Annotated in this window: 19 protein-coding genes; 18 read left to right on the top strand and 1 reads right to left on the bottom strand. The window is 28.9% G+C overall.

Annotated elements, in window-relative coordinates; all coding sequences use genetic code 11:
• Positions 1-220: 220 nt before the first annotated feature.
• From L21TH_RS09780 to L21TH_RS09725, 12 genes are all read left to right on the top strand, one after another.
• Entirely contained in the window at positions 221-724 is a 504-nt protein-coding gene (locus L21TH_RS09780; RefSeq protein ID WP_006314965.1) for a thioredoxin family protein, read from the top strand.
• 59 nt (positions 725-783) lie between these two features.
• Positions 784-2,028 (top strand): putative glycoside hydrolase, encoded by a 1,245-nt coding sequence (locus L21TH_RS09775; protein WP_006314964.1) that lies wholly within the window; start codon positions 784-786, stop codon positions 2,026-2,028.
• Between the two features lie 140 nt (positions 2,029-2,168).
• On the top strand, positions 2,169-5,615 hold the full coding sequence (locus L21TH_RS09770; protein WP_006314960.1) for a TSCPD domain-containing protein: 3,447 nt from the start codon (positions 2,169-2,171) through the stop codon (positions 5,613-5,615).
• Positions 5,616-5,772: 157 nt separating this feature from the next.
• Positions 5,773-6,675 (top strand): peptidylprolyl isomerase, encoded by a 903-nt coding sequence (locus tag L21TH_RS09765; RefSeq protein ID WP_006314958.1) that lies wholly within the window; start codon positions 5,773-5,775, stop codon positions 6,673-6,675.
• A gap of 373 nt (positions 6,676-7,048) precedes the next feature.
• Positions 7,049-9,193, top strand: a complete 2,145-nt coding sequence (locus L21TH_RS09760) for a BglG family transcription antiterminator (RefSeq protein WP_081627956.1) — start codon at positions 7,049-7,051, stop codon at positions 9,191-9,193.
• A gap of 36 nt (positions 9,194-9,229) precedes the next feature.
• Complete coding sequence (locus tag L21TH_RS09755; RefSeq protein ID WP_006314954.1) at positions 9,230-9,514, top strand: PTS sugar transporter subunit IIB; 285 nt, start codon at positions 9,230-9,232, stop codon at positions 9,512-9,514.
• A gap of 60 nt (positions 9,515-9,574) precedes the next feature.
• On the top strand, positions 9,575-10,834 hold the full coding sequence (locus tag L21TH_RS09750; protein ID WP_006314950.1) for a PTS ascorbate transporter subunit IIC: 1,260 nt from the start codon (positions 9,575-9,577) through the stop codon (positions 10,832-10,834).
• Positions 10,835-10,913: 79 nt separating this feature from the next.
• Complete coding sequence (locus L21TH_RS09745; protein ID WP_278244303.1) at positions 10,914-11,768, top strand: transketolase; 855 nt, start codon at positions 10,914-10,916, stop codon at positions 11,766-11,768.
• Positions 11,761-12,696, top strand: coding sequence for a transketolase family protein (locus tag L21TH_RS09740; RefSeq protein ID WP_006314948.1), 936 nt, complete (start codon positions 11,761-11,763; stop codon positions 12,694-12,696). Before L21TH_RS09745 ends, L21TH_RS09740 begins: the two co-directional genes overlap by 8 nt.
• Before the next feature lie 29 nt (positions 12,697-12,725).
• A complete protein-coding gene (locus L21TH_RS09735; protein WP_006314947.1) occupies positions 12,726-13,400 on the top strand; it encodes a fructose-6-phosphate aldolase in 675 nt (224 codons plus the stop codon).
• 158 nt (positions 13,401-13,558) lie between these two features.
• On the top strand, positions 13,559-14,611 hold the full coding sequence (locus L21TH_RS09730) for a hypothetical protein (protein WP_006314946.1): 1,053 nt from the start codon (positions 13,559-13,561) through the stop codon (positions 14,609-14,611).
• A gap of 138 nt (positions 14,612-14,749) precedes the next feature.
• Positions 14,750-15,253 (top strand): flavin reductase family protein, encoded by a 504-nt coding sequence (locus L21TH_RS09725; RefSeq protein ID WP_006314945.1) that lies wholly within the window; start codon positions 14,750-14,752, stop codon positions 15,251-15,253.
• Between the two features lie 105 nt (positions 15,254-15,358).
• On the opposite strand, the gene L21TH_RS09720 is transcribed toward L21TH_RS09725, so the two are convergent.
• Positions 15,359-17,281: an ATP-dependent helicase gene (locus L21TH_RS09720; protein WP_006314943.1), complete on the bottom strand. Its 1,923-nt coding sequence runs from the start codon at positions 17,279-17,281 to the stop codon at positions 15,359-15,361.
• Positions 17,282-17,436: 155 nt separating this feature from the next.
• On the opposite strand from L21TH_RS09720, the gene L21TH_RS09715 reads away from it, so the two are divergent.
• The 6 genes from L21TH_RS09715 to L21TH_RS09690 all read left to right on the top strand — a co-directional run bounded on the left by L21TH_RS09715 (position 17,437) and on the right by L21TH_RS09690 (position 21,279).
• Positions 17,437-18,327, top strand: coding sequence for a ribonuclease H1 domain-containing protein (locus L21TH_RS09715; RefSeq protein ID WP_006314941.1), 891 nt, complete (start codon positions 17,437-17,439; stop codon positions 18,325-18,327).
• A 16-nt stretch (positions 18,328-18,343) separates the two neighbouring features.
• Entirely contained in the window at positions 18,344-19,450 is a 1,107-nt protein-coding gene (locus tag L21TH_RS09710; protein ID WP_006314939.1) for an RNase LS family HEPN domain-containing protein, read from the top strand.
• Between the two features lie 27 nt (positions 19,451-19,477).
• Positions 19,478-19,840 (top strand): type II toxin-antitoxin system RnlB family antitoxin, encoded by a 363-nt coding sequence (locus tag L21TH_RS09705; protein ID WP_006314937.1) that lies wholly within the window; start codon positions 19,478-19,480, stop codon positions 19,838-19,840.
• Between the two features lie 18 nt (positions 19,841-19,858).
• Positions 19,859-20,149, top strand: coding sequence for a hypothetical protein (locus L21TH_RS09700; RefSeq protein ID WP_034429873.1), 291 nt, complete (start codon positions 19,859-19,861; stop codon positions 20,147-20,149).
• 38 nt (positions 20,150-20,187) lie between these two features.
• The gene (locus L21TH_RS09695; protein WP_006314935.1) at positions 20,188-20,430 is read left to right on the top strand and encodes a plasmid pRiA4b ORF-3 family protein; all 243 of its coding nucleotides are present in this window, start codon (positions 20,188-20,190) and stop codon (positions 20,428-20,430) included.
• A 156-nt stretch (positions 20,431-20,586) separates the two neighbouring features.
• Positions 20,587-21,279: an endonuclease/exonuclease/phosphatase family protein gene (locus L21TH_RS09690; protein WP_034429872.1), complete on the top strand. Its 693-nt coding sequence runs from the start codon at positions 20,587-20,589 to the stop codon at positions 21,277-21,279.
• The last annotated feature ends 94 nt before the right edge of the window (positions 21,280-21,373 follow it).

Here is a 21,373-nt window from a genome sequence, read left to right as displayed (position 1 = left end):
GGTCGCTGCCAAATTTGTTTTTTTATTTTTTGTGGAACGCCGAACCCGGTTCAGCGTTCCATGTTTTTATGAATAAATACATTACCTACCACTTAATACAAGTTGTAATTATAGTATATATATAATATAATTTATTATATCGTTATTGTGTAAATTACTATATTTTAAGCGTATGTCCATTTGCATTCATTTCTTTTAATATTGAGGGGGAATATTAAGGATGGAAGCTTGCGATTTGTTTAATAAAGGGACTTCCTTTGAAAAATTTGTGAATAGAGATAATGGTACTTATAAGGAAAAGACATTAGAGGTATTAAATAGTATTGAATTTAGTGAAGAGTTAGCAGAACAAGTTAAATCTATAAATAGAAAAATTAAAATACTAGTTTGTGCTGAATTATGGTGTCCTGATTGTATGATAAATGTACCAGTTTTAGAAAAGATGTCACAAATAAACTCTAATATAAGCTTTTCTATAGTTGGTAAAGAGGGAAATGAAGATTTTTTTAAAAAGTTTTGTGACCAAGAAAAGATTAGGATTCCTACGTTTGTATTCTATGATGAAGATTTTAATGAATTAGGTAGTTTTGTAGAACATCCTAAACAATTAAAATATATAATGGAACATGGTAGCCAAGCTAATATTATTGTTGCAAAGCGTAAATATAAAAAAGGTGAATATGCAGAAGAAACACTAAAGGATATATTAGAGATTCTATTATAGAATCAGATAACTAGCAAATTAGGGAATGACAATATAAGATTATGGGGTGTAATAAATATATGAAGAATATAAAAAAATCCATATTAATTACATTAGTTTCTGTAATAGCAATACTATTAATATTTACAAATTCAAATATATTTAGCAATGCTTTAGGCTCTAATACGTCAACTGACGATTCTATGTATGCATTAGATAATAACTTATCATTTAATGATTATATGGTACAACCAGATACTAACTGGGGCGTGTATAAAGAGAAGGTAAAAGTGAAAGGTATATTTTTAACAGGTAATTCTTTAGCTTATACACCAAGATTTAATCAACTATTGAAATTAGTAAATGAAACAGAAATTAATACTATGGTAATAGACGTTAAAGACGATAAAGGTATATTATCCTATGAGTCCAATGTGGAACTTGCAAAGGAAATAGGAGCTAATAAAAATATTAAAGTCAAAGATTTTGAAGAGAAAATGGAGATTTTAAGACAAAATGATGTTTATACTATAGCAAGAATAGTTACATTCAAAGACAGATTAGCAGGAACAAAGAGACCGGATTTAGCTATAAAGACAAAGAGTGGAAAGATATGGAGGGATAATAAAGGTAATGCATGGCTTAATCCTTACAACAAAGAATCATGGGAGTATCCAATAAGATTGGCAGAGGAAGCAGCTTTAAAGGGTTTTAAAGAAATACAGTTTGACTATGTAAGATTTCCAACAGATGGCAATAGGTCAATTATAGATTATGGACAAGCTGGACAAGAGAAAACTAAAGCAGAGGCTATATCTGAATTCTTAGCATACGCAAGAAAGAGATTAGAACCTAAAGGTGTCTATGTTTCAGCTGATGTATTTGGAGACATTATAAACGTAAAAGGTGACTCAGGAATAGGACAACATTTAGAAACATTGGCAGTCAACACAGATATTTTATGTCCTATGATTTATCCATCACACTATGCACTAGGCTCATATGGGGTAAGGTATCCAGATTCTCACCCTTACAAAATAATTTATGCAGCACTTACTAGAGCAAAAGATAGAATAGATAATATAGAAAATGTTGAAGACCAAGACAAAGCAATACTTAGACCATGGCTACAAGATTTTTCAGCGACATGGTTGAAAAAAGCTTATGGTGAACATTTTATATATTATGGTCCAGAAGAAATAAGAGCACAGATACAAGCTACTTATGATGTAGGGTTAGAGGAATGGATTTTTTGGAATTCTGCTAATAGATATACAAAAGAAGGATTTGAAAAAATAAAAAAAGAAGAAAATATAGAGGAATAACTATTTGAGACTAGAAGGATGCCTTCTGGTCTTTTATAATGTATAAATAGCCTCATTGACTTATACAACACTAAATGATACAATATGTAGAGTGATTACCAGTCGCAAACCACTAAATGTAGAATATGGAGGGGACACTGATGAAACTTACAGATAATGCTTTGAAAGTTCTTGAAAAAAGATATTTGACCAAAGATGTAGATGGAAATGTAATTGAAACTCCAGAAGAAATGTTTAAAAGGGTTGCTAAACATATAGCTAAAGCTGATAAGATGTATGATGAGAAAGCTGATATAAAGAAAACTGAACAAAGTTTTTTTGAAATGATGTCTAATCTTGAGTTTTTACCTAATTCCCCTACATTAATGAATGCAGGTAAGGAACTAGGACAACTATCAGCTTGCTTTGTGTTGCCAGTAGAAGACTCTATGGAGGGTATTTTTGATGCCATAAAAAATGCAGCACTTATACACAAAAGTGGCGGAGGTACAGGATTTAGCTTTTCAAGACTTAGACCTAGGGGGGCAACTGTTAAATCTACAGGGGGAGTAGCATCTGGTCCTGTTAGCTTTATGAAAGTGTTTAATTCAGCTACAGAAGCCGTAAAACAGGGTGGTACACGTAGAGGAGCTAATATGGGTATCCTAAGAGTAGATCATCCAGATATTATGGAGTTTATTAGTTGCAAAGAGGATATTACACAAATAACTAATTTCAATATAAGTGTAGGTTTAACTGAAGAATTCATGAAGGCGGTTGAAAATGAAGAAGATTATGACCTTATAGACCCGCATACTAAAGAGACAGTAGGACAGTTAAATGCAAAGGAAGTATTTGATTACATAATTAAGATGGCTTGGACTAATGGTGAGCCAGGCATTGTATTTTTAGATAGAATAAATGCTACTAACCCAACTCCTGGTATAGGTGAAATAGAAAGTACTAATCCATGCTTTCATCCTGACACACTTATATCAACTAAAAATGGACTAGAAAAGATTAAGGATTTATATGAAGAATTCAAGGACGGAGAAATAGAAATATTTACTGACGACAGAGTAATTAATGAAAAGGTTAAATATAATGGAAGAGAATATTATCAAAACGGTGTGACAAAGAGAACAGCTAAAGTTTTTAAGACAGGAGTTAAAGATACTGTAGAAATAAGGCTTAAAAATGGACAAATATTAAAGGTAACCCCAGACCATAGGATTCTTACAACAAAGGGATGGAAGGAAGCTAAGGACTTAACAACAGAGGACTATGTATTAATACAATCAGAACAAGGTAGTTGGGCTGATTCTGATTCAATAGGCGAAGAACTAGGTTTATTATTAGGATGGCTAACTGGTGACGGATGGTTAACATCAGACGAAAAAGTAATAGGTATGGTCTTTGTTAACAAAGAAAAATATATAATGGAGAAGATACGAGAGATTGCTGAATCAAAAGGTGCTGGAGAAGGCATAGTAAATAAAAGAGAAAATGGAGTTTGGCAACTATTATGTAAAAGAAAAGAATTTGTAGATTTAATAAAATCTTTAGGAGTTTTACCTAATAAAGCTCATGAAAAGAGAGTACCAAAGTCCATATTTACAGCATCTAAAAAAACAGTTTCAGCTTATTTAAATGGATTATTTAGTTCTAATGGAACAGTAAATTATGTAGATGAAAATCATAGAGACATTAGGTTAACTTCAAGCTCAATAGAATTGTTAAGAGATGTTCAATTGATATTATTAAATTCTGGAGTATATTCAACTATATATGAACGAACAAAGGAAAATCCATCTAAATTTAAATATGAAACTAAAGATGGAGAGATAAGGGAGTATGAAACAAAGCCATACTTTGAACTAATTATAAATGAAAATGACATCTGCAGATTTAAAGAAGTAGTAGGAGAGTTAATTCATACTGAGAAAAATGAAAAACTAACAAAGATAAATAGACCTTCAAGAAAGAAAACCAAGTTTATAGTTAAAGTACAAGAAATAGAAAAAGGTGAAAAAGTAGATGTATATGACATTACAGAGGAAGAAACTCATTCACTAATAGCAAACTGTGTTGTTGTACACAACTGTGGTGAGCAGCCGCTATTACCTTATGAGTCTTGTAACTTAGGCTCCATTAACTTGGGAAAAATGGTCAAAGAAACTGAAGAAGGATATGAAGTTGATTATCAAAAGCTAGGAGAAACAGTAGACAAAGCAGTACATTTTCTAGACAATGTTATAGATATGAATAAATATCCTCTAGAGAAAATAGCAGAAATGACTAAAAGTACAAGAAAAATTGGATTAGGAGTTATGGGATTTGCAGATATGTTATTTTATCTAGGAATTTCGTATAATTCCCAAGAGGCAGTTGATTTAGCAAATGAAGTAATGGGCTTCATTGATGCAAGGTCTAGGGAAAAATCTATAGAATTAGCACAAAAAAGAGGTCTTTTCCCTGCATACGATAAAAGTATATACAACGAAAAAGGAATAAAGTTACGCAATGCTACTACAACAACTATAGCACCTACAGGTAGTATAAGTATAATAGGTGGTGCTAGTAGTGGAATAGAACCATTATTCGCAATTTCATTTATACGCAATATAATGGATAACGATAAATTAATAGAAGTTCATCCATATTTTGAAAAAGTAGCAAAGGAAAGAGGATTTTATTCTGATGAGCTAATAGAGAGAATTGCTAAAGAAGGTACGATACAGCATATAGATGAAATACCAGAGGATGTGAAAAAAGTATTTGTTACAGCTCATGATATATCACCAATATGGCATATAAAAATGCAAGCAGCATTTCAAAATCATGTAGATAATGCGGTATCAAAGACAGTTAACTTTAAGAAGGATGCAACAATGAAGGATGTAGAAGAGGTTTATACTTTAGCATATAAGCTTGAGTGTAAAGGGGTTACTATATATAGAGACGGAAGTAGAGATAACCAAGTTCTTAGTACAGGTAAAACAGAAGACAAAAAAGATGATAGTCAAAGTAAAGAAGTAGTAAAAATTAAACCTAGAATGAGACCAGCAATAACAAAAGGAATAACTGAAAAAGTAAGAATTGGTTGTGGAAATCTTTATATAACTGTTAATTATGATGATAATGGAATATGTGAAGTGTTTACTAACTTAGGCAGAGCTGGAGGTTGTCCAAGTCAAAGTGAAGCTACAAGTAGACTTATATCTATAGCTTTAAGGTCAGGAATGGATGTAAAAGAAATAATAGAGCAGCTTAAGGGTATAAGATGTCATTCAACATTGCGTCAAAGAGCTACTAATAAAGATATTAAGGTATTATCCTGTCCTGATGCTATCGGTAAAGCACTAGAAAGAGTTATGAATACTTATGTAGATGTAAAGGAGACTTCAGTTAACGATATAATAATGGAAATGGAGGAAAACTCAAAACCATCACATAAACTAAATAAATCTACAGCAGTAGATGAAGTATCAGCAAGTGTTAATATAGAAGATGTAGGAGGAAGTACATGTCCAGAATGTGGTAGTAAGCTTGAACACGAAGGTGGATGTGTTGTATGTAGACATTGTGGATATTCTAAATGTGGTTAAAAAGGTAGAGCTTAGGCTCTACCTTCAAACATATGTTATAGCATAAAATTATAATAACATCACAATTCCATCACAAATTTTTTATATAATAAATTAGAAAAATTTGATATAATTACAAAGAGACACAAAAATACTTATTTAGAAAGGAGACATAATTTTGATTAAAAAATTTACAAAAGGAAAGGTTCGTACAAGTATACTAATTATAACATTATTAGCTTTAATGTTAGTTGTGAGTGCTTGTTCAAATGGTGGGAAAGTAAGTGATAACAGTGTAGTAGCTAAAGTAAATGGAGAATCCATTACTAAGGATGAACTTTATGAGGCTTTAGTTAAGCAAAATGGGGAAAAAGTATTAGAGGGATTAATTACAGAAAAAGTTATTGAATTAGAAGCAGCTAAGGAAAATATAAAAGTTTCACAAGAAGAGATTGATAACAGGATATCAGACATAATAGGTGAATATGGAGATGAAGAACAATTTAAACAAATGGTTGAAAGCTATGGTTATACAATGGATGATGTTAAAAATGATATTAAAAGAAGTATAAAGATAGAAAAGCTTCTTGAGCCACAAATAGAAATATCAGAAGAGGAAATGAAAGCTTTCTTTGAACAAAATAAACAGTCATTCGGTACAGAAGAGCAGGTTAAAGCTAGTCATATTTTAGTTGAAAGTGAGGAACAAGCTAGAGAAATCAAAGAAAAACTTGATGCAAATGAAGATTTTGCAAAATTAGCAAAGGAATATTCAATTGATACTTATAGTGCTGAAAATGGTGGAGACTTAGGATTCTTCAAAAGAGGTGAAATGGTTCCTGAATTTGAAGAAGCTGCTTTTTCTTTAGAGGTTGGTGAAATTAGTGAACCAGTGAAAAGTCAATTTGGTTATCACATAATTAAAGTAGAAGACAAAAAAGAAGCAAAGGAACCAAATTACGAAGAAAGTAAAGAAAAGGTAAGAGAAACAATATTCCAACAAAAAGTATCAGCTGAATATAATGGATGGATTCAAGAAAAGCTTAATGAATATGAAATAGAGAGAATGTTAAATAAGTAGTTAATTTATTATAAAGGTCAAGGTTGAAAGAATGAAGTTTCAGTCTTGACCTTTTTTAATGAAATATTATTAATATTTTTCGTGAACAAAAGTTGAAATATTCAGAATATAAATTGAAATAATACTGGGGGATAATGTTGAAAACTACACAGTTTCCATAATAAAGTTTAAAATTTCCGGAACAATTGGAAGTATTAAATTATAGGAGAATATGGCATTTTATGTAGAAAAAATATAAAATAAAAATAGGAAATCGTTTTAAATATATAAATTAAGCTTCGATTAGATTGTATAAAATTCATTTCAAGGAATAAAATGTAATTTTACAAAAAATTAATAGTTCATAATTTCCGTTTATTAGAATATATTTATAATGGAACTTAAATCTATAAGGGATGATGATATGCAGTTAAATAAGAGATGCATAGGTATTCTTCAACATTTAATACAAAGCTATGATTTTGTAAAAACACAGGAATTAGCAGAGAAATACAAGGTTACACCTAGAACTATAAGATATGACTTAGATAAAATTGAAAGATTCTTAGTTAAAAATGGGTTTGATTATTTTGAAAGGCATCATATTAATGGAATTAAGCTAAAAAGACAAGAAGGCTTAGAAGACTTTATCAACACTTTTATAAGTACAGAAACTCCATATAAATATGTGTACTCAAAGAGTGAAAGAAGTACAATTATGATATTAGAATTGTTACAAGCAAATAAACCTTTAAAAATAGGATTTTTTGAAAAGAAGCTTTATGTATCAAGAAATACAGTATTAAAAGAGCTTGATAATGTTGAAAAGTGGCTTAAAAAGAGAAAACTTAGTCTGATAAGAAAGCCAAGGATAGGATTATTAATTGAAGGTAGTGAACTGGATAAGCGAAAGGCAATTATCGAATGTACTTCTGAAAATATTTCTTTAGAAGAAATATATGGATATATCAATAGAAAAATTGCTGTATCTAAGATTAATAATATTCAATTTGATTTGTTATTTTCAGAAATAGATATAGATTTTTTAAATAATTTAATAAATTATGCTGAGCATAAACTAAATAAAAAATTTAGTGATGATGGATATGGAAACTTAATTACCCATGTAGCCATAATGATAAAAAGATTACAGTTAAATAAGGAAATTTATATACCTAATATCAATGTTGAAGGGATAGAAGGGTCTAGAGAATATCAAGTATCTAAAGAGATTATTAGTAAAATTGAGGATAAGTTTAATATAAAAGTTCCAAAAGTAGAACTGGATTATATAGCTTTGCATTTATTGGGGGCTAAATCTTTAAAAGATAGTGAATTAGAAGAAAATGAACTAAGCGGTATTGTTGAAAAAATGATTGAAGAAATAGAAGGCATATATAAAGTATCCTTTGAAGATAGAAATAAAATTATAGATGATTTAATTGTACATTTTAGACCTATGATATATAGAGTAAAATTTGGATTACATCAAAAAAATCCATTACATAATAAAATTATTTCAAAATATAGGGAACTGTTTTTAAATACTAAGTTAGTAGCAAGGCATTTAGAGGATTATTTAGGTTCAAGTATAAACGAACATGAAATATCATATATAGCTTTACATTTTGGAGCAGCACTTGAAAATGCAGTTGATAACAAAATTAAAAATGTAAGGGTTATAGTGGTGTGTGGAACAGGAATTGGAACAGCAAAGATGGTAGCATCTAAACTTATCAGGGAATTCAATGTAGAGATAGTTGACACTATATCAAGTAGAGAGATTAGTAAGATAGAAGAGAAAGAATTTGACTTAATAATAAGTACAGTTGATATACCTGAATATGTACAAAAAGACTATGTGAAAATTAGTCCTTTATTCTTGAAAAAAGATTATAAAAAACTAAAAGATTATTTACAAATGAAATATGAAGTGAAATCAAATTATGATTATATTTTAGTTGACAAATTGATGAAGGTAATTGAAAAATATTGTGATATAAAGGATAGAGGGCTATTGGAATATGAAATTATGTATGAATTAAAGGAAAATCAAAAGAGCTTTCTTAATGAGAGGAGGACATATATGTTAAATGACCTGTTAACAAGAGAAGTAATAGAATTAAATGTTGAAGCTAGAGAATGGAAAGAGGCAATAAAGAAGGGAGCAGATTTATTATCTAAAAAAGGTTATATAACCGATGAATATGTTAATGCAATCTATAATAACTTTAAGGAAGTTGGACCTTATATGGTAGTTGCACCTGGGATTGTTTTAGCCCATGCTAGACCAGAGGATGGTGTAAATAGATTATGTATGAGTTTAATTACATTAAGTAGTCCAGTAAGATTTGGTCATGAAACAAATGATCCTGTTAAGATGATAGTAACATTTGCTGCTGTAGATAATAAAAGTCACTTAAAAGCTTTATCTCAGCTTATGGAGTTATTTATGAATACTAATGACTTAAATCAAGTTATGAACGCTACTAATAAAGAAGAGGTACTATCAGTAATAAATAAATATTCACATAAATAATATAGCTAATAAAAACATAATAAGGAGGTGATAGAAATGTATAAAATACTTGTTTGCTGCGGTTCAGGATTAGGAAGCAGTTTTATGATAGAAATGAATATTAAAAAAATCCTAAAAGAGTTAAACGTTGAAAACGTAGAAGTAGATCATGCTGATTTATCTAGTGCTTCTGGTTCAAATGCTGATATCTATGTTGGCACTAGAGATATAGCTGCTAATTTAGAAGCACTAGGCGACACTGTATCATTAAATAGTATGATTGACATGAATGAATTGAAAGAAAAGCTTACAGCAAAGTTAAAAGAAAAAGAAATCATATAGTTTTAGTCAGATAGTAGTATGCATTTATATTATTTATTAATAAAAAGGGGGAGAAAACTCATGTTTAAAGTTATTCTTGATATTCTTAGTGTTCCAGCTATATTAGTTGGTATTATATCGTTAATTGGGTTATTGCTTCAAAAGAAATCCATTTCAGATGTGTTTAAAGGAACTATAAAAACAATACTAGGATTCTTAGTTCTTGGTGGAGGTGCTGGAATAGCAGTATCAGCATTAAGTCATTTTGGAAATATGTTTCAGGAAGCATTCAATATGCAAGGAGTAGTTCCTCATAATGAAGCTGTAGTAGCTTTAGCTTTAGAAGAATATGGTACTAGTACAGCTCTTATTATGGCCTTTGGTATGTTAGTAAACATTTTATTTGCTAGATTCACTAAGATGAAATATATTTTCCTAACTGGACACCATACCCTTTATATGGCTGCAATGATAGCTGTTATTCTTATGGTAGGTGGATTAAGTGGTTTTTCACTTGTTCTTGTAGGTTCTTTAGTATTGGGATTTGTTATGGCATTCTTCCCTGCTATAGCTCAACCTACTATGAGAAAGATAACAGGTACAGATGATGTAGCATTTGCTCACTTTGGTACAGTTGGATATGTATTATCTGCATGGGTAGGAAAATTAGTAGGAAAAAATTCCAAATCTACTGAAGAAATGAATTTTCCAAAGAGTTTAGGATTTTTACGTGATAGCTCAGTTGCAGTTGCATTGACTATGGCAATATTTTATGTAATAGTAGCAATCGCAGCAGGACCTGAATATGTACATGGATTAAGTGGTGGACAAAACTTTATATTATTTGCTATAATTCAAGCTATCACCTTTGCAGGTGGGGTATATGTTATATTAGCTGGTGTACGTTTAATTTTAGCTGAAATAGTACCTGCATTTAAAGGTATATCTGAAAAGCTTGTTCCAGACGCAAAGCCAGCACTAGATTGTCCGGTTGTATTCCCTTATGCACCAAATGCAGTGTTAATTGGATTCTTATCAAGTTTCTTAGGTGGAATAGTAGGTATGTTAATACTAATAGCACTTAAATCTACTATTATATTACCGGGTGTTGTACCTCACTTCTTCTGTGGAGCTACAGCTGGAGTATTTGGTAATGCAACAGGAGGTAAAAAAGGAGCATTCTTTGGTTCATTTGCACATGGTTTATTAATTACATTCCTACCTGTTTTATTAATGCCAGTATTAGGTGATTTAGGTTTTGCAAATACAACATTTAGTGATGCAGACTTTGGTGTAGTAGGTATTATATTAGGTAATATTGTTAAGCTATTTGCTCAGTAAACTATAAGTACTTAGTAATTAGGGGTAGAAGATATATCTACCCCTTTTTTATTAGAAAAAAAATTAATTATCAGATTAATTGAAAAAAGGTGATAACATGAATAAAAATGAGTTAAATAAGTTGAAGGAAATAGCTAATACAGTTAGAAGAGACTGCATAAAAATTCAGAAAATTATTAATTCAGGACATCTTGGAGGTTCCCTTTCTGCAGTTGAAATTATGGCATACTTATACTTTTATAAAATGAATATAGATAATAAAGAACCATTAAAAAAAGATAGAGATGTTTTTGTATTAAGTAAAGGTCATGCTTCTTTAGGCTATTATAGTGTTTTAGCTAGAAGAGGTTTCTTTCCCGTTGAAGAACTAAAAACATATAGACAAATTAATTCAAGACTTCAAGGACATACGGAAATAGATAGTGTTCCAGGGGTAGAATGTAGTACTGGCTCGTTAGGGCAAGGTCTTTCATTTGGTCTTGGTTTAGCTTTAGGATATAAAAAGAAAAATATAAATAATAAAGTCTACGTTTTACTTGGGGATGGAGAAATGCAAGAAGGACAAATTTGGGAAGCTTTACTTTTACAAGGACGGTTACAACTAGATAACTTAATACCGATTATAGATAACAACAGGTTGCAATTAGATGATTATTGTGAAAATGTAGTTGGAGACTGGAAAATGAAAGAAAAGCTTAAGGCATTTAAATTTAATGTAATAGAAGTAGATGGAAATGACTTCAATGATATAGATAAAGGTTTTAATGCATTAAAACCAGATAAAGCAAATATTATTATTTCAAACACAGTAAAGGGTAAAGGTATTTCTTTTATGGAAAATAAAATAGAGTGGCATTCAAAGAAGATGAATGACGAGGAATACAAACTAGCCCTCCAAGAGCTTGATAATCAGGGGGGTGAAAAAGATGACTAAAATCATGGCACCAAGGGATATGCACGGTAAAGTATTAGAAGAATTAGGAGAAGAAAATGATAAAATATTTGTTTTAAGTGGTGATTTAGCTGCAGCTACAAAAGTAGTATATTTTGGAAGAAAATTTCCAGATAGATTTTTAAATGTAGGGATAGCTGAACAAAATATGATCGGAATAGCAGCTGGATTGGCAAGGGTAGGATTTATACCTATAGTAAGTACTTTTGCTTGCTTTGCTCCAGGAAGAACATATGACCAAATTAGACAGGTAATTGCATACTCTAATGCAAATGTAAAAATAATGTCCACCCATCCAGGCTTAGCAATAGGTATGGATGGAGCTATACACCAAAGTTTAGATGACATAGATCTTATGAGAGAATTACCCAATTTAGTAGTTTTAGCTCCTTCAGATGAAATATCTACTAAAAAAGCTATAATTAAAGCTATAGAACATAATGGACCAGTATATGTGAGGATTGGCAGAAAAGAGTGTCCTACTCATTTTTCGGAAGATAAGGAATTTGAAATAGGTAAAGGGTATACTTTAAAAGGAGGTAATGATATTACTTTCATGGCTCACGGTTCGATGGTAGATATTATGTATAAAGCAGCTGTTGAAATGGAAAAAATGGGGGTTAGTGTAAGGGTAATAGAAATGCCAAGTATAAAACCTATTGACAAGGAGTTAATATTAAAAGCAGCTACAGAAACTAAAGGAATAGTTACAGGAGAAGACCATTTCTTATATGGAGGTCTTTATAGTGCAGTGTGTGAGGTAGTATCTTCAAAGATACCATGTATTGTAAAAGGAGTAGCTGTTAATGATACTTTTGGAGAGTCTGGAAAGCCAGATGAGTTATATAAGAAATATGGATTGACTAAAGAAAATGTTATTGAGAAGGCAAAGGAAATATTAAATATTTAAACAAGTTATATTATTAGGAGAGATGAGTTGTGCTTTATATACTTGATACTGCCAATATTAATGAAATTAAAAGGGTGCTAGATATGTATCCATTAGATGGTATTACAACTAATCCAACTATTATTTCTAAAGAAAGACGAGACTTTAAAGAGCTATTATCAGAAATCAGAAACGCAATAGGAGAAAGGATGCTTCATGTACAAACATTGGGAACAGAGGCTCAGGACATTGTAAAGGAAGGAGAATACCTTACAAAGCTTCTTGGAAGAAACACTTATATAAAAGTTCCTGTAATACCAGAAGGAATAAAAGCTATGAAGATATTAAAAGCAAAAGGTATAAACATAACTGCAACTGCGGTATTTACTCCACAACAAGCATTAGTAGCTGCAAAATCTGGAGCTGATTTTGTTGCACCTTATGTAAATAGATTAGATAACATATCAGGAGATGGGGTAAGAGTTGTATTAGGGATTATTGAATTATTTAATAAATTTAATGTTAGTACAAAGGTTATTGCAGCAAGTTTTAAAAACGTTCAGCAAGTACATAAAGTCAGTCTTGCTGGAGCTCATGCTGTGACTATTAGTCCTGATATATATGATAATTTAGTAAAGTTTCCTTTGACTGAAGCTAGCGTTGAAAAATTCATCAAAGATTGGGAATCAGTTTATGGAAAAGGAAAATTAACAGTAGATACATAAAATGTTATAAGCTGTAATAAAAGGTCAAGATTGAAAGAATGAAGTTTCAGTCTTGACCTTTTTTAGTTCACGGAATATACTTACATTAAGGGACTACCAAAAATATCAAGATTTATTATTACATAGATTTTATTATCAAATTATAATGGGGGATTTAATTGAAAAAATTAATATTAATTATAAGCATAATTTCATTGATTATTCCTGTAATTGTATATGCAAATGCAGCACAACCTATACAAAATCCAGAAGATCAAACAATAATCTTTAATGAAAACTCAGGCATAAGGTTAACAGAAGAAACAATTAACTTTAAGGTTGAAGAAAATCTCTACAAAGCTAAAGTTGAAGTTGAATACAACCTTAAAAACTTAACAGATAAAGAGCAAAATATTGATATCATGTTTATAACTTCTTCAGTAAAAAGTGCTGATTTTAAAGTAAAGGTAAACAATAAAGAAGTTAATGATATAAAAAAAGAGGAAGATATAGAACCTCCATCAAACTGGGAAGTTAGCTTAAAGGAACCAATTATAGAGCCTATTAGTAAAAAGCCCCTTGATAAAAGTCCTAATTCTTATTTTAGGAATACAGAAGATATTTCAGGAGCTACCTTTCCAGTAACAATCAAGCCTAATGAAACAATTAAACTAAATATTAGCTATTATAGTGATAGTGGTTTTTATAACTATAATGAAATAATAAATACAGTATTTTCTCAACTTTATTATCTAACTCCAGCAAAGTTTTGGGAGGAAGATGCAAAGGTAAATTTAAAAGTAGAATTTCCTAAAGATAGTAATATTGAGTTTTATTCAAATATTCTTATAGAAAAAGTAAATAATTATACCTATAAAGGCACATTAAACAAAATTCCAGATAAAGAGTGGCTTTTTTCCTTTACTGAAAAGAAAGGACTTATTTTTAACACTAATTATAGGTTCAGACACAATGTATTAATAGGATTAATATTACTATTACTTTTTATAGTTACAAGAATAGTAAAGTCTAAGGTTAATAAAAAATATATACCGTATTTACTTTATTTATTAATGATACCTTTCATATTGAACATTAAGCTAACATATGGAGCTTATTTTATTCCATTATTGATTATATATAGCATTATAAACAGTCCGATATTTTATGTAATTTTTATAGTAATAATAGTATTTATGATTAAGAAAGGGTTCAGTAAAAATAGGCTTTAAAATATAGGAGAATGTAAAGGAAGGTATACAGATAATATTATAAGATTATAAGGTTAGTTTTACAGGATGAATATTATTGGCAAATGCAACTTATAGTGATACAATGTTTATAGCAATTATACGAAAGGATGTTTAAGAATGAATAAAGCAGAAGCAAAGAATTTTAGAAGTTGTTTAAAGCCAATGCCTGATATTTTGGTTTCTTGTAGGAATAATAAAGGCGAAGTTAATGCATTAGCTGTTGGATATGCTGGCAACTGTAGTTATGACCCTCCAATGGTTATGGTAGGGATTGTACCTAGTAGATATTCTTATCATATGATTAAAGAAACTGGTGAATTTGTTGTAAATCTTGTACCAGAAAGCTTAAGAGAAAAATATGCATATCTTGGAAGTACAAGCAGAAGAGATGAAGATAAACTTGTTAAGGCTGGTATGAACTATAAAGAAGGGGTAAAAGTAAAAGCACCAATATTATTAGATTGTCCTGTCAACATTGAATGCAAAGTAGTTGATTCTATAATGACAGGTTCTCATGAAATGTTTATTGGAAAAGTTGAATACATACACGCTGATGAAGATTTACTAGATGATAACGGAAACATTGATTATTCTAAAATTGATTTGTTGAAATTTAGATAGAAAAGTATAATTTAATATAATTGATGATATGCTCCCTAGTTGTGAATGTTTTTTATTAGTCTATTTTAAAGGGAGCATATCATAAGTGTAGAATTTTATTCATCTTTAATTATTTTTAATATTATTAATAATATCTTTTAATTCGGTTATATATCTAGATGGTTGTTTATAAGATAGTATATATAAGTTTTCTTTAGCTCTTGTGAGACCTACATACATTAATCTTCTTTCTTCATCTAATGCATTATATTGAGGATTTTTAGATTGAGTTAAACTTGGGATAGAGGGAATTATATTTTTATTAGCAGAAATTATAAATGTATTCTTAAACTCTAGTCCTTTAGCACTGTGTAAAGTACTTAGTGTAACGGCTTGTTTATTTTTGTTTTCTTTTGAATTTTTCACATTTATTTGTAAGTTTCCTATTTTATACAAGAAAGTTCGTATAGATGGTTCGTTTTTTGTGAGGAATCTCATCAAATCAATATATCTTGCGTATATAGAGTTTGCATATCCACTTTTATTAGATAGATTAGCTAAATAATCTTTGTAATTCATGTTGTTTAGAAAATAGTCAATTGCTTCATTTGGATTTAATTTTGAAAGTTCATTTAATTGATATTCTAAATTTTTCATTGCATTTTTTTGTTCCTTATTATAATAAGCATTTAATCTTTCGAATGCTCTAAATGTATCTTCTGTTTTATATTTTTGATCAAAAACTTTTTTTATATCTTTATCTTTAAAAGGTAGGTTAATTTTATTATAAATTTCATATAGAGATTCAATGTTTGTTCTATCGTATGCAAGTAGAATAACTGCCATTATATCATTTTTTATAAAGTGTCTAAAAAATTTTATTTCACTTATATTGCAATAAAAAGGGATATCATATTTATTTAAATAATAAATAAGTTGTATTGCAGATAGCGAGTCCCTAAAGAGAATCGCTGTATCTTGTAATTCATTACTATATTTACGTTTTATTTCGTTAGCTATAAACATGTTTTGATTTTTTTCTTCTTTAAAATGCTTAATTATAAGTTCACTTTCTTTATTATTATAAGGTTTAATATCTTTTTTAAATCTGTTTGGATTTTTTTCAATAAATTGTTTTGCTACATTTACAATAGTTTTAGTACAACGATAATTTTTAGATAGATACATAGTTTCAGCGTTTTTATAATCTGATAAAAAGGTTTTTAATATTTCTGGATTACTGCCTCTAAATCCATAAATACTTTGATCATCATCAGCTACAAGCATTAAATTTTCATGTTTTGATGTCATTAGTTTTATAATTTCATATTGAATTAATGACATGTCTTGTGCTTCATCTACTAATATATAATCATATTTATTTTCAAACGTATTTTGTAATGGCTTGTATTCTTTTAATAAGGTATAACACATAAATAACATATCTGTGAAATCTATTTTATTCTGCTCTCTTTTGATTTGTTCGTATCTTTTATAAATCAATCCAAAACTACTAATTAAGTTATAAGAGCTGATATTAATATTATTTTTAATTTTATTAATATTAATATATGATATAAGGCTTAATATTTCTTTTTTTTCACTTGGTCTTGGTCTTCTTTTGTTTATTTCATAAAATATTTGCGATATCAACGAATTTTGTTCTTTCTCATCAATAATAGAAGGTATATTATCCATCTTATTAAAATAATATCTTAATGCTGAATTGGCAAATGAATGTATAGTAGAAAATTTTATTTTTTTCATTTCATTAAGATGGATTATGCTAGTAAATAGGCTTTCAAATCTTTTTCTTATGTCATTAACAGAAGCATTTGAAAATGATAATACTAAAATTCTTTCAGGTTTAGTTATTTTTCTAGTGACTAGATTTCCAACTCTACAACAAATGGTAGTTGTTTTTCCACTACCAGCTGTTGCTAAAGTTAAAGCTGGCCCATCAATATTATTTACTATTTTTAGCTGTTCATAACTCAACTGTAAATTCTTTTTTTCTTTTAACTTATGTAATAAGTCTATCTTAATCACCCTTTCTTATTTTTATATCTTTTATTAAAGTATATCACATTAAATTTTATTGTATATAAAACTAAAAATTAGAAATTTTTAGAAGGATTTACAATAGAGTTATAGAAAATGTTAGATAAGCATATTAGTTAAATTTAATTGAGGTGATAATCAGTATGGTTAAGAATAAAGTTTATGCTGTACGTAAAGGTAGAAAGACAGGGATATTTAAAACTTGGAAAGAGTGTAAGGATGCTGTGATTGGTTATTCAGGAGCACAATATAAAAGTTTTGATAAAGTAGAGGATGCTAGATTATATTTGAAAAATATAAATCATAATTTGCATAAAGATATTAGTCAACTAGACAATAACGAAATGATTGCTTATGTAGATGGAAGTTATGATATAAACACTAAATTTTATAGCTATGGAGTTATTATTTTTTATAAGGGTGAAAAACAGGAGTTATATGGTAGAGCACAAGACAAGAAATTAGTTAATATGAGAAATGTTGCAGGTGAAATAACAGGAGCTAAAGTTGCAATTAATTATGCTATAAAAAACAAAGCTAAAATTCTTTATCTTTACTATGACTATGAAGGCATAGAAAAATGGGCTACTGGTTCATGGAAAACAAATAAAGAAGCAACTAAAGAGTATAAAAAATTTTATAATTCAATAAGTGGTAAACTACAAGTCATATTTAATAAAGTAAAGGCCCACTCAGGTAATATTTATAATGAGGAAGCAGATCGATTAGCAAAAAAAGCTTTATTAGAAAACTTAAGTGTAGAACATGGTAAGAAATATGATTCAATTCATTTAGTAGAAAGTAAAGTGTATAAAACAAATCTTATCCCGATTTTTAACATTAGAACATCTGAAGGAAAAGAGTTTAATACAAAAAAACTAGTTGATAAATTTAAGCAGGAGTGGAGAAATGAAAACTTAAAAATAAAAGACATAGAAAATCTCAATATAGTACTAGACTGTAAAGAACTAAAAGCAATTTTTATAGTAAAAACAAAGCAGGAGGCAAAGATAGTTGAAATAGAAATAAACTAGTTTTGGAGGGGGATTTATGACGAAAAAGAGATTTAAAAAATTAAGTCTTGATAAAAGTAAAATCAATGATATTATAATAGAGTTTTGTCAAATAAATTTTAATCAATTTAAATTAAAAGAGAAAAAGGAAATTAACACTGCTACTGGCCAAACCAGATATTATATTGAAGGTGATGGTATTGAATTTACAACAGATTTTTATTTCAGAAATGATAACAAAACCAGTTTACAACCTATAGGTTCAGGTGAAGCATATAATAATTCATTAAAGTTATGTGAATTTATTAAAACACAATGTGAATTTACTGATGTAACGTCAGTTAGTTTTAGTACTAATATTAATAAAGAAAAAGTTGAATTTTTAATTGAATATTTGAATAGCATTAAAGGTGTAGAATTAGTAAAAAATGAGACAGTAAATAACGGATATGGTACATTGTATCAATTCAATAGCAATATTGGAGATAAAATAACGTTGACATATTATGAAACTACTGATAAGCTATTATATCAAGGAAAGATTATGAAACTTTATATAGAAGTAAAGAATTTATTAGAAGGATTAGTAAATTCACAAAATATTAAAGAACAATACAGTAAGAAGTTAAATATAGATAAAGAGAATATAGAAAATGAACTGAAGGAGTTGCTTCCAAATTCATATCATAAATTACACCCAACCATACTTGACTTTTTATATGATTCTCTTGTATTTAGTAAATTACAAATCCCGGTGAAAGAGTATTCTAGTTATGTATTTCCAGCTTTAAAGGCATTAGAAGGGTATATAAAAATATTATTTGGCAATAATGAAATAAGGGTTGAGAATAAATTAGGATTTGCAAAAATAGTAAATGGTAAAAGAACACCTTATTTTATTACTAATGGAACAAATAAGTTTAAGTACAGGCTAAATAAAAGTATTGTTTCGATTAATTGTCCTAAAACTTGTGCTGCACTTGAAGAGTGTTATAATTATTTTAATAAAAATAGACATAGTTTATTTCATACAGACCAGATTTTATGTACAACTACAGTGTTGACTAGAAAAGAAGATGCATTAAATATTATTTACGAAGTAATCGAATTAATAGATAGAACATATAATAGCATTAACCAATAATATTATTGGAGAGGAGGGTTGATAAAAATGAATTACTATGTAATAAAAAAGACATGTAGTAACATTTATGAGTATGTCATAATGTCTACTAGTTATATCAACCCATTTGATGAAAGAGAAGCAATAGAGAAAGAGCTTAAAAAGTTAAATTATAGAGGAAAAGTTTTATTTGATTTATTGTTGAAAAATGGTCTTAATTATAATAGATATATAGAAGTTATATATAATGGTGAAAGATTTGATATACAAACATGTAAACCTGTAGAAAATATTGATACTTCTATTAAACGGTTTTGTACTGAATTTTATAGAGATAATTGCCACTTGCTAGATAATGGTATTCTGCCGAAAGCACAACAGTTTCTAATTAGAAAGGGAATCACTATATAAACTTGCTCATGCACGATTGTGTATGAGTTTTTTAGTATATATTTTCACTGTGTATTTGAAAAAGAAGATAAGGAAAACTTAATATGTCTTGTATGTACAAATGATGATTTAAACCAAACATATATGGCAGTATTAAGTTATGAAGATGCTATGAAATGTTTAGATAATACTACACGTAGTGGAAGTAGAAGAATAACAGTTATGAGAATTGGAAGAGAACATGACTTCTATTGTTACGGAGTTGGATTTGAGGAGGAAGATTATATTAAATGTCCTGTGGATTGTACTAAATTTTTAGGAGTACAATAAAAGTAATCCAATTTTCAATGGGTTGGATGTATTATCATTTGTATGAATTTGGTTATCCAATTTGCATTGAAGGGGAAGGTGCATGTCCACCTGAAGATGTGGGAGGGATAGGTGGGTATGAAGAGTTTTTAGAAGTGATAAACGATCCTAACCATGAAGATTATGAAGGATTTCTAACATGGGCAAAGGAACAAGGATATAAAGAAAGCTGGGATATAAAATGGACAAATACATTAATGAAACAATGTTTAAAATTGAAAAAGATAAAAGTGGATAAATAAGAACTTCAAGTATTAAAGTCAGTGAAATAAATTATCTAAGTCTGGACAGTAGGAAATATAACGTTATTAGAGCAGATTATACGAGTTTATATAATAAATGATATTATTATCTAAAGTTAAGAAATATATTTTATTAAATTGAATTGAGGTATTTTTATGAGAATAGTTAGTTGGAACTGTAACATGGCTTTTAGGAAAAAACAACAAAAACTAATAGAAACTTATGATCCTGATATAGTATTAATACAAGAATGTGAAATATCCGATAAATATCATAGTATGTTTGAAAATAAAATCTGGAAGGGAGATAATGTTAACAAAGGCATTGGTATATTTAGTAAAAAAGGATTTATTTTAAAAGAATTACAAATAAATTTAGATGTTAAGTATTTTCAAATTTGTGAAGTAAATAATAAGCTCTTATTAATAAATATTTGGGCAATGAATGATATTGAAAATTCTGAACAAAGATATATAGGTCAAGTTAGTAAATTAGTAAATGAGTTAATTAAAACCAACATCTTAAATCGAAAGGTTATTATAGCGGGTGATTTTAATTGGAATAAAATTTGGGATAAAAGCAGTAGAAGATTAAAAGGAAGTATAACGGAAGTTGTTGAAAAGGTTAAACTGTTTAATATAGAAAGTATTTATCATAATGAATTTAATCAAAAATTTGGTGAAGAAAGTATTCCTACTTTTTATATGTATAGAAAAAGAGATAAACTTTATCATACAGATTATGTTTTTATGTCAAATTTAATTCAAACAGTAGACTTTAAAGTTGGAAAATATAAAGAATGGAATGATTATAGTGACCATATGCCGTTAGTGATTGAAGTAGAGTAGTAGTTATTCAAGAACTTGTAATTATCATAAAAACACTTAGAGTAAAATTTAAGTAGGCAAAACTATCAAAAAAATATTAAAGATGCCCGAAGGC

This window comes from Caldisalinibacter kiritimatiensis (genome assembly GCF_000387765.1).
GTDB classification, from domain to species: Bacteria; Bacillota; Clostridia; order Tissierellales; family Caldisalinibacteraceae; genus Caldisalinibacter; species Caldisalinibacter kiritimatiensis.
Note: the sequence above shows the minus strand (reverse complement) of the source record. Positions and strands in the feature narration are given on the sequence as shown.